The following is a 9,924-nucleotide window of genomic DNA, read 5'->3' as shown; positions in this document are numbered from 1 at the left end:
AAGAAGGTCCAGTCCAGGTCATCCACTGCCTGCAGGCGGTTGAAGGCTTCGCGGTGGGCCAGCGCGTAGGGCTTGTAGGCCTCCGGGAAGGTGGGGGTGTCGACCAGCTGCACGCCGGGGGCGACTTCCAGGCTGCCGGCACCGCCGACCACCACCAGGCGCGGCACGTTGGCCTTGCGGGCGGCGTCGGCCAGCTGTGCGGCAACCTCGCCGACGCGACCGATGTCGTCGCCCGGGCGCGGGCCGTAGGCGCTGGCAAGCACATCGTGGCCGGCAATGGCGGCGACCAGGGCATCCTGGTCATCCAGCGAGGCGATGACCGGATGGGCGCCGGCCAGCTCGCCCGGCAGGTCCTGCGCACTGCGCACGATGACGGTCAGTTGGTGGCCGTTGGCCAGCGCGTGGCGGGCGATCTGGCGGCCGATGTTGCCGGTGGCACCGACGAGGGCGATCTTCATGGCAGGACTCCGTGGGGTAGGGCTGGGGAATGAGGCCACTGTAGGCCGCTGCAGTCGCTCGAAAAACAGCGTATAACGCGCTTGTTTGTTGCATGGATCGAGCAGATGGACCGATTGACCGCCATGACCGTATTCGTCGAAGTGGCCGAGCGCGGCAGCCTGACCGCCGCCGCCGAGGTGCTGGACATGTCGCGGGCGATGGTCAGCCGCTACCTGGCCGAAGTCGAAGGCTGGCTGGGTGCGCGGCTGCTGCACCGGACCACGCGGCGGGTCAGCCTGACCGGGGCCGGTGAAGCCGCGCTGGCGCGTTTCCGGCAGATGCTGGCGATCGGCGAGGAACTGCAGGGCGAGCTGGCCAGCGACGATCCCGAGCCACACGGAACGCTGCGCATCACTGCCAGCGTGTCGTTCGGGCAGAGCCATCTGGCGCGCGCAGTGGCCGCCTTCGTGCAGCGCCATCCGGCCGCCCGCATCGAACTGCTGCTGGTCGACCGCACGGTCAACCTGGTGGAGGAGCGCGTCGATCTGGCGGTGCGCATCGCACGGCAGATCGATCCCAGCCTGATTGCACGTCGCTTGGCGATCTGCCGCTCGGTGCTGTGCGCGACGCCGGCCTATCTGCAGGCACGTGGCACGCCGACTGCACCTGAACATCTCGCCGCGCACAACTGCCTGACCCATCACTACGTCGGCAAGAGCCTATGGCAGCTGCATCGCGAAGGGCGTTCGTTGTCGGTTGCGGTGGGCGGCAACATCAGTGCCAATGAAGCATCGTTGCTGCTGGAGGCCGTGCGCGCCAATGCCGGCATCGCCATGTTGCCGACCTACCAGGTCGCGCCGTTGCTGCGCAGTGGCGAACTGATCGAACTGCTGCCCGAGTACAGCCTGGACGAGCTCGGCATCCATGCGGTGTACGCGTCGCGTCGACAGCAGCCCGCTATCATGCGGCGATTCCTGGACTTCCTCGCCGAGTGCTTCGCGAGCCCGGCCTTCCAGGATCTGGACTGGCGCCCTTCGGGCAAGGAGAACACGTGAACCATGGACAGGCGTTGATCGACCACAACCGTGCTGCCTGGGACCGCCAGGCCAGCGAGGTGCGCGAGTGGTCGCGACCGGTGGATGCTGCAACGATTGCCGCCGCCCGCGAGGGGCGTTGGCAGGTGCACTTGACGCCGCGCGCGCTGCCGCTGGATTGGCTGGGCGATGTGCGTGGCAGGCGCATCCTGTGCCTGGCCTCGGCCGGTGGCCAGCAGGCGCCCGTGCTTGCTGCGGCAGGCGCCGAGGTGACCGTGTTCGATCTTTCCGATGGGCAGCTGGCGCAGGACCGCGCCGTTGCCGACCGCGATGGTCTGTCGCTGCGCACCGTGCAGGGTGACATGCGTGATCTGCAGGCCTTTGCCGACGACAGCTTCGACGTGGTGTTCCATCCCATCTCGAACCTGTATGTGCCCGACGTGCGCCCTGTGTGGGGCGAGTGCCATCGGGTGCTGGCGCGCGATGGCCTGCTGATGGCCAGCTTCTACAATCCGGTGGTGTTCGTCGCTGCGCGTGACGCACAGTTGAGCGAGCAGGGCCTGATCCGCCCGCAGTACGCGATTCCCTATTCCGACCTGGAAGACCTGGACCCGGCCGCACGCGAGGCCAAGCTGGCCCGTGGCGAAGCGCTGACATTCGGTCACAGCCTGGGTGATCTGATCGCCGGGCAGCTGGATGCAGGGTTCGTCATCGATCGCTTCATGGAAGACTGGCAACCGCAGCCGCGCTTCCTGATCGACCGCTATCTGCCCACCTTCCTGGCCACCCGCGCACGCCGGGTCGGCTGAAGGCGCGGGCGTACAATGGACGGCCCCACGTTGCACGAGTGAGCCGTCCCTTGTCGTATCCCTATCCGCTGGTCGTGTTCGACCTCGATGGCACGCTGGTCGACAGTGCCGCCGATATCGCCGAAGCACTGAACCGCACGCTGGAAGACATCGGCCTGGCGCGCGTCCCCCAAGCCACCGTGCTGGGCTGGATCGGCGACGGCGTGCGCCGGCTGGTCGAACAGGCGGTGCAGGCTGCCGGGCGCGAGATCGATCTGGCAGCGGTGATGCCGACCTTCATGGTCCACTACCGCGAATGCCTGCTGCGCAGCCCGCAGCTGTTCGATGGCGTGGTCGAAGCGCTGGCGCAACTGCGCGCGTTGAACGTACCGCTGGCCATCTGCACCAACAAGCCGGCCGCGCTGGTGCCGCCGTTGCTGCAGCACCTGGGCATCGCCGAGGCCTTCGCGCTGGTGCTGGGCGGTGATTCGCTGCCGCAGCGCAAGCCCAGCGGTGAGCCGTTGCGGCATATCGCCGCGCACTTCGAACTGCCCGTCGATGCATGCCTGATGGTGGGCGATTCGCTTACCGATTATCGCGCCGCCGAAGACGCCGGCATGCCGATCGCGCTGGTGCGTTACGGCTATCCGCGCGGACTGGACCTCGACAACGCGCACGCGGTTGCGGTGATCGACGACCTGCGCGAATTGCCGGGCCTGGCTGCAGGCATTCCGGTGTAGAGCCGAGCCTGCGCTCGGCTGCTTCGATGCCTGAGCCGAGCATGGGCTCGGCTCTACAAGTAGATCGATGCCATGCGTCGATGGCATCAAGGGGCGCCGGGCAATGCCCGACGCCTCTTTTCACTTCGGTTGGTAACGCACGCTCAGCTGGTACTCGCGGCCGGGCTGGTTGAACCACGCCACGGTCTCGTACTCGCGGTCGAACACATTGGCCACCCGCGCCAGCACCGACCATGCCGGGGTCAGCGCATATTCGGCGCGCAGATCCAGCGTGCCGTAGCCGCCGACCTTCACTGCGTTGGCGGCATCGTCGTAGCGCTTGCCCGCGCCCTGCACGGTCAGGCCGGTGCGGAAGTCGCCGAAGCGGCGGTCGATGTCCAGGCGCGCGGTCTGCTGCGCGCGGCGTGCCAGCCAGTTGTCGAACTGCGTGCTGCCGCTGGTGCGGTTGCGCGGGTCGGTGAAGCTCAGCTGCGCGTTGATGTCGAAGCCGGCCACGGTAGCGCCGCCGGTAAGTTCCGCACCGCGGATGCGCGCCTTTTCGACCTGCTGCATGCGGAAGGTGGCCGCATCATAGGTGATCAGGTCATCGATGCGGGTCTCGTACACGTCCAGGCCCCAGCGCCAGCCCTGGCCCTGCTGCGAGATACCGAGGTTGGCACTCTTGGACTTCTCCGGGTCCAGCGTCGGCACGCCGCTCCACGGGTCGTACAGGTCGCTGAAGGTCGGCGCCTTGAACGCGGTGCCGTAGCTGGCGTTGACGCGCAGGCCGTGGCCCAGCTCCATCGCCCAGCCGAGGCTGCCGGTGGCGTGGTTGCCGAACTGCTGGTTGTCGTCGTTGCGTGCGCTGGCCTGCAGCTGGTGACGGCCGAAGCGCGCCTGGTACTGCAGGAACACGCCGGTATTGCGGCGGCTGTCGACCAGGTAACCGGCGCTGCTGCCGTCCAGGTTGTCTTCGCTCCAGTCCACGCCGGCGCTGAGCAGCTGGCCTTCGGCCACACCGATGTCGGCCTGCAGCGAGGCGCTGTCACGGTGCGTCTGTGCGCTGCCGCGTGCACCAAAATCGCCGAAGTTGTCGGACTCGTTGTCGCTGCGGCCGACGTTGGCAGTCAGCGTCAGCTGCTCGGACGGGGTGTAGCGCACCTTGCCGGCCAGCACCTGCTGGCGGGTCTCGGAGTAGTTGTAGTAGCCGTCGTAGTGGTTCTTGCCGTCGGCGCGCAGGGCGCTGCCTTCCACGGTCCACTGGTCGCTCAGGTTGTAGCCACCGCGCAGGCTCTTGGACAGGTTGCGGTAGCCGTCGCGGTCGGGTTCATCGGCAAAGCAGCCGGCAAACAGCGTGGCCGAGCCGCGGCAGGCATCGATGCCGTCCGAATGCTGGTAGGCGATGTCGGCGCCGAACCAGCCGCGCTCGGTGCCTCCGCCGATGCCGCCGCTGGCTTCACGCAGGCCGTTGCTGCCACCGCCGAGCTGGAAGTGTGGAGCGAAATCGCCCTGGTTGCGGCGGGTGAAGATCTGGATCACGCCACCGATGGCGTCGGCACCGTACAGGCTGGACTGCGGGCCGCGCACGATTTCCACGCGCTCGATCTGCGCCAGCGGCAGATCCTGGTACATCGCTAGGCCGAGGTCGGCGCTGTTGATGCGCACGCCATCGACCAGCACCACGGTATGCGAGGAGTTGGTACCACGCAGGAACAGCGAGCTCTGCTTGCCCAGGCCACCGGAATTGGTCAGGTTGATGCCGGCGCGGCCCTGCAGCAGTTCCTGCAGCGAGGTGGCCTGGCTGGATTCGATCTGCGCACGGTCGATCACCTGCGCAGGCGCAATGCTGTCCTGCAGGGCGATCGGCGTGCGGGTGGCGGTGACCAGCACCTGATCGAGGTCGGCGGCGCGATCTTCGGCCAGGGCCAACGCAGGAAGAGCGGCCAGCACGGCCAGGGACAGCATTCGGGACTGCAGTTTCATCGGGGGGACTCCAGGTGCCGCGCACGCCCGCGCAGCGAAGGGGAGGAGTCACAACAGGCAGGCACGCGCCGATGCCGCGGCCATCGCCACAGACATCCAGCGCCATGCCCACCGCATCGCGACCTGAGGCTTCCGGGCCGGTCTCCGGGCTCGCCGCCGGGTGGCCCAAGGCCACCGTCCAGGCGCCTTCCCATGCCTGCGGCACAGTGGCGGGTTGCCTGGAACTGACGTGCTTACCGTTGCGGGGGCAGCGCCGGCATGGCGTGTTGTCACGCGTCACCGGCTTCCCGTTTCAACCTGCCGGCAGGGCCGCAGGTCACCTGGAAGTGCGCGCAGTCTACGGCATCGCGGCCGGCCGGTAGCGCCGAACCTGCTCGGCTGATCAGGTGCAGATGTGCCTGCACGGTGCAGCAGACCTGCGCCAGCGCCTAGAATGCAGCTCGAATTATCGTGGTGCCGTTGCCGATGTCCGTCTGTTTTCCGCTGTACCCGCGCCGCCCGTACTGGGCACGCGCATGATCCTCGACCTGGTCCGCCATGCCGGCAACGGTCGCGATGAGTTCCTCGATGGCCGCAGCGATCCGCCGCAGCTGGCCCGGCTGCCGCAGGAGCTGGTCGATGCCTATGCCGGGCAGTCGTGGGAACGGGTGATCAGTTCGCCGCGCCTGCGTTCGCTGCATACGGCGATGGCACTGGCCACACCGCGCGCGCTGGACGTGGAGGCGGACGAGGAGTGGGAAGAGCTGGATTTCGGCGACTGGGATGGCCAATCGCTGTTCGACCTGCCGGAAGACGCGTTGGCCGCCTTCCACGCGGATCCGCACGGATTTCCGCCGCCGCATGGCGAGAGCTGGGGTCATTTCGAACGGCGCATCGCACGCGCGCTGGATCGACTGCTGGATGACGACGACCCGGCGCCGACGGTAGTGGTCAGCCACGGCGGTCCGCTGCGCATGGTGCTGTCGCAGGTGTGTGGCCTGCCGATGTCGCTGTGCTGGGCGCTGCGCATCGACCACGGCACGCGCCTGCGCGTGTGGGTCGAGCGAAGTGAAGCCGGGCTCGTGGGTGAGCTGCTGGAGCTGCAGCAGCCCTGACGAAGTCGGTAGCGCCGGGCCATGCCCGGCGGATTCCACATCACCCGCGCTACGCGCTCGCCGGGCATGGCCCGGCGCTACCGATCAATCCTCGTCGGTGCTTTCGGCCATGCCTTCTTCGCCGTCGTCCTCGGCGTCGAAGCGCTGCTCATGCACCGGGCCCGATGCCGGACCTGCCGCCTTCAGCGGATGCACCGCGATACGTGCTTCGTAGTCCTGCACCAGCGCGGTGCGCTGCGGTTCGCTCAGTTCCTGCCAGTGGCAGTCCAGCAGCGCACCTTCCAGCGAATACAGCAGGTTGAGGCTGGGCTTGAAGCCGGCGCGCTTGACCTTGACGAAGGCGCCGACGGCACCGATGGCGACCAGGTCCTCGCGGCTGCGCAGGCCCACTTGGCGCAGCCATGCCGCACTCTTCGGGCCGATGTTGCGCAGCTTGACCGCGCTCACGCCAGCGCTCCGACGAACACGTGGGCGATGGCTTCCAGACCGGCCTGGTCTTCAGCATCGAAGCGGCTGACGATGGGGCTGTCGATATCGAACACGCCGATCAGCTCCTCACCCCGGACCAATGGCACCACCAGCTCCGAGCGCGATGCGGCATCGCAGGCGATATGGCCGGGGAAGGCCTCCACGTCTTCGATGCGCTGGGTCACACGCTGGCTGGCGGCCGCACCGCACACGCCCTTGTCCAGCGGAATGCGCACGCAGGCCGGCAGGCCCTGGAACGGACCGACCACCAGTTCCTTGCCGTCATACAGGTAGAAACCCACCCAGTTCAGGTCGGGCAGGGCGTGGTAGACCAGTGCAGCGAGGTTGGCCGCATTGGCGATGCGGTCGGACTCGCCGTAGACCAGGCCACGGGCCTGTTCCAGCAGCTGGGCGTATTGTTCCGGCTTGCTGCCGGTGAGCGAGGCGTTGGCGAACATGGCCGCAGTCTAGCAAGCGTGCCGGGCCAGCGATAATGCAGCCTCTGTTGCCCTGCTGGAGCCTGCGATGTCCCTGCCTGCCACGTTGCCGACGGCCCTGTTCGTCACCGGCACCGATACCGAGATCGGCAAGACCGCCGCCAGTACCGCGCTGCTGCACGCGCTGCGCCGGCGTGGCCTGCGCGCGGTCGGCATGAAGCCAGTGGCCAGCGGCAGCCACGATCTGGGGCAGGGGCTGCGCAACGACGACGCGCTGGCACTGCAGGCCGCCAGTCTGCCGGTGCCGGACTATGCCGATCTGAACCCCTACGCATTGCGCCAGCCGTTGGCGCCGGAGCTGGCGGCGGCAGAAGATGGCGTGCGCATCGAACTGGCACCGATCGTGGCGGCCTTCGAACGCCTGCGCGCACAGGCCGACGTGGTAGTGGTCGAAGGCGTGGGCGGCTGGCTGGCGCCGCTGTCGGCGCAGCTGGACCAGCTTGACCTGGTGCGTGCGCTGCGGCTGCCGGTGGTGCTGGTGGTCGGCATGCGCCTGGGTTGCGTCAACCACGCGCGGTTGACCGCACAATCGCTGCAGGCCAGCGGCGTGGACTGCGTGGGTTGGATCGGCAACCACATCGATCCGTCGATGCAGCGCCAGGATGAGAACTTCGCGACCTTGCAGCAGCGCCTGCCGATGCCCTGCTGGGGACGGCTGCCGTATCTGCCGGAAGCTGGTGGCGAAGCGCTGAGCACGTACCTGCACAACGCGTGAGGGTAGCGCCGGGCCATGCCCGGCGAGCGCGCAGCGCGGTAAGCAGAGAAGCCGCCGGGCATGGCCCGGCGCTACCGATCCATCAACGCGCCACCAGCTCCCGCGCGATCGCACCCAACCGTTCCACTGCGCCGATGAAGCGCGCGTCCAGGGTCTGGCAGCACGACAACCGCAGGCAATGCCGGTATCGCGCGCCACGCGAATACACCTGGCCCGGCATGAACACGATGTCCTCTGCCAGTGCGCGCTCGAACAGTTCACGGGTGTCCACGCCCGGCAGCTCCAGCCACAGCAGGAAGCCTCCCTGCGGCTCGGTCGCGCAGGTGCCGGCAGGGAAGTGCTCAGCGACCAGTTGCCGCAGGCGACCGACCTGCTCGCGGTACAACCGGCGCATGCGATGCAGGTGGTGCTCGTAACTGCCTGCTTCCAGGTAGGCGGCCACCGCATCACCGAGCAGCTGCGGTTCGCCGCCGGTGGACTGGAATTTGAGCAGCGCGATGCGTTCGGCGAAGCGTCCGCCATCGAGCCAGCCGATCCGGTAGTCCGGTGCCAGCGTCTTCGAAAAGCCACCGACCACCATCACCCAACCATCGCGGTCGAACGCCTTCAGCAAGGGCGCCGGCGGCTCGCAGAACTGCAGTTCGGCGTACACCGCATCTTCGATCAGCGGCAGCTGGCGTGCGTTGACCAGCTCGGCCAAGCGTTGCTTGTCGGCGATCGGCATCGTACAGCCCAGAGGGTTGTGTACGGTCGGCATCACCACCAGCGCCGCCAGCGGTGTGTGCTCCAGCAGTGCTTCCAGCGCATCCACGTCCAGGCCGCGCTGCGGATGGGTTGGCAGTTCGATCGGCTGCAGACCGAGGGTGGTCAGCAAGGGGTACAGGTTGAAGTACGAGGGCGCCTCGATGCCGACGGCATCACCGGCCTGGGTGACCGCGCGCAGGGCCAGCTGCAGTGCCTCCATCGCGCCATGGGTCAGCAGCAGGCGCTCGGCATGGGTATGCAGGCCCAGCCGTGGGCCACGCCGCACGATCTGCGCCAGCAGGCGCTGCGAACCGTTGGGACGGGCGTAGGTTTCCACGGTCTGCTGGCCATGGCGCAGTACCTGCGCGGTGTGCCGGGCCAGCTGCGCGCCCGGGTAGAACTGTCGTCCGCGCGGGCCGGCAAAGGCCAGGTCGACCACGCCGGGGCGGCGCTGTGCTTCCAGCACGCGGGCCATCAGCACCTGCTGCAGCGGCGCAGTGGGTGCTGACGGTGCATCGCGCAGCGATCGCTGCGGTGCCGACAGTCGCGGCGCAACCTCGAAGCCGGCCTTCGGCCGCGGAATGACCAGTCCGGCGTCTTCCAGCTGGCGATAGGCCGCAATCACGGTGTTCAGGCTGAGCTGGCGCTGCGAAGCCATCTGCCGCAGCGACGGCAACCGGCTGCCGACCGGCAGGCGTCCGCCGTGGATGGCTTCAGCCAGCTCGTCCGACAGCCGCTGGTAGCGGGGTGGAATCATCGTGGTGGTGTCTTCTGTATCCATCGAATCGACCCGCATCTGGCTCTGTACCCATGATGCCGACGAGCCTAGCATGTCGTTGTCGGCCCGGCCTGATCGGGGCCGGGCCGATACTTCCCAAGCGCACGGCCCTGTGGCCGTGCGTCTTTTTTTGTTGTGTGTAGAGCAGAGCCCATGCTCGGCTGCTCTTCCGCCAACAGCAGCCGAGCATGGGCTCGGCTCTACAGAAGAAGGGGTGTCACCGCATCGGCACCAGCGCCGGATCGCGGCGGTACAACGCCGGGAACTGCTTGCCGAGCGCGGCCAGCTTGGGCGCGTCGTAGTAGCGGATGTACGCGGCCTGCGGGTAGTTGCTCATGTAGTTCTGGTGGTAGCTCTCGGCCGGGTAGAAGCGCTGGCCACTGCCCACCTGGGTAACGATCGGCGCGCGGTAGCTGCCCGCCTGGCCGAGCTGGCCGATGTAGGCGCGGCTTGCTGCCTGCTGGCGCGTGTCATCGACGAAGATCGCCGAGCGGTACTGGCTGCCATGATCGGGCCCCTGCCGGTTGAGCTGGGTCGGGTCGTGCACCACCGAGAAGAACACCTGCATCAGCTGCCCATAGCTGACCTGGCGCGGGTCGTAGTCCACCTTCACCGCTTCGGCGTGGCCGGTGCGGCCACCGCTGACGCGCTCATAGCGGGCATCGG

At 67.9% G+C, this 9,924-nt stretch carries 11 protein-coding genes and 1 riboswitch; of the genes, 5 read left to right on the top strand and 6 right to left on the bottom strand.

Going from position 1 to position 9,924, the window contains the following annotated elements; translation table 11 throughout:
• Window positions 1–458: NAD(P)H-binding protein (locus DBR20_RS02370; protein ID WP_258223178.1), on the bottom strand; the 458-nt coding region annotated here is incomplete at its 3' end.
• A gap of 105 nt (window positions 459–563) precedes the next feature.
• On the opposite strand from DBR20_RS02370, the gene DBR20_RS02365 reads away from it, so the two are divergent.
• From DBR20_RS02365 to gph, 3 genes are read left to right on the top strand one after another with little or no spacing between them, the layout of a single operon-like run.
• Window positions 564–1,493, top strand: coding sequence for a LysR family transcriptional regulator (locus DBR20_RS02365; RefSeq protein WP_108265056.1), 930 nt, complete (start codon window positions 564–566; stop codon window positions 1,491–1,493).
• Window positions 1,490–2,281, top strand: coding sequence for a class I SAM-dependent methyltransferase (locus tag DBR20_RS02360; protein WP_108265055.1), 792 nt, complete (start codon window positions 1,490–1,492; stop codon window positions 2,279–2,281). Before DBR20_RS02365 ends, DBR20_RS02360 begins: the two co-directional genes overlap by 4 nt.
• A gap of 50 nt (window positions 2,282–2,331) precedes the next feature.
• Window positions 2,332–3,000, top strand: coding sequence for a phosphoglycolate phosphatase (gene gph / locus DBR20_RS02355; protein ID WP_108265054.1), 669 nt, complete (start codon window positions 2,332–2,334; stop codon window positions 2,998–3,000).
• A 120-nt stretch (window positions 3,001–3,120) separates the two neighbouring features.
• Here the strand turns inward: gph and btuB are convergent, their stop codons facing one another.
• Entirely contained in the window at window positions 3,121–4,962 is a 1,842-nt protein-coding gene (gene btuB / locus DBR20_RS02350) for a TonB-dependent vitamin B12 receptor (RefSeq protein ID WP_108265053.1), read from the bottom strand.
• 117 nt (window positions 4,963–5,079) lie between these two features.
• A riboswitch (cobalamin riboswitch) is annotated at window positions 5,080–5,301 on the bottom strand.
• A 176-nt stretch (window positions 5,302–5,477) separates the two neighbouring features.
• Here btuB and DBR20_RS02345 point away from each other — a divergent pair.
• Complete coding sequence (locus DBR20_RS02345) at window positions 5,478–6,056, top strand: histidine phosphatase family protein (protein WP_108265059.1); 579 nt, start codon at window positions 5,478–5,480, stop codon at window positions 6,054–6,056.
• Between the two features lie 84 nt (window positions 6,057–6,140).
• Here the strand turns inward: DBR20_RS02345 and DBR20_RS02340 are convergent, their stop codons facing one another.
• Together DBR20_RS02340 and DBR20_RS02335 are read right to left on the bottom strand one after the other, a co-directional pair.
• Window positions 6,141–6,503 (bottom strand): TfoX/Sxy family protein, encoded by a 363-nt coding sequence (locus tag DBR20_RS02340; RefSeq protein ID WP_108265052.1) that lies wholly within the window; start codon window positions 6,501–6,503, stop codon window positions 6,141–6,143.
• Window positions 6,500–6,982 (bottom strand): GAF domain-containing protein, encoded by a 483-nt coding sequence (locus tag DBR20_RS02335; RefSeq protein ID WP_108265051.1) that lies wholly within the window; start codon window positions 6,980–6,982, stop codon window positions 6,500–6,502. The genes DBR20_RS02340 and DBR20_RS02335 overlap by 4 nt, the downstream gene beginning before the upstream one ends.
• Window positions 6,983–7,049: 67 nt before the next feature.
• On the opposite strand from DBR20_RS02335, the gene bioD reads away from it, so the two are divergent.
• Complete coding sequence (bioD, locus tag DBR20_RS02330; protein WP_108265050.1) at window positions 7,050–7,736, top strand: dethiobiotin synthase; 687 nt, start codon at window positions 7,050–7,052, stop codon at window positions 7,734–7,736.
• Between the two features lie 82 nt (window positions 7,737–7,818).
• Here the strand turns inward: bioD and DBR20_RS02325 are convergent, their stop codons facing one another.
• Entirely contained in the window at window positions 7,819–9,261 is a 1,443-nt protein-coding gene (locus DBR20_RS02325; protein WP_108265058.1) for a PLP-dependent aminotransferase family protein, read from the bottom strand.
• A 214-nt stretch (window positions 9,262–9,475) separates the two neighbouring features.
• A partial coding sequence (gene msrA / locus DBR20_RS22545) for a peptide-methionine (S)-S-oxide reductase MsrA (protein WP_258223177.1) occupies window positions 9,476–9,924 on the bottom strand: 449 nt, incomplete at its 5' end.

This window comes from Stenotrophomonas sp. HMWF023 (genome assembly GCF_003060985.1).
GTDB lineage: Bacteria > Pseudomonadota > Gammaproteobacteria > Xanthomonadales > Xanthomonadaceae > Stenotrophomonas > Stenotrophomonas lactitubi.
This window is presented reverse-complemented; position numbering and strand designations above follow the sequence as displayed.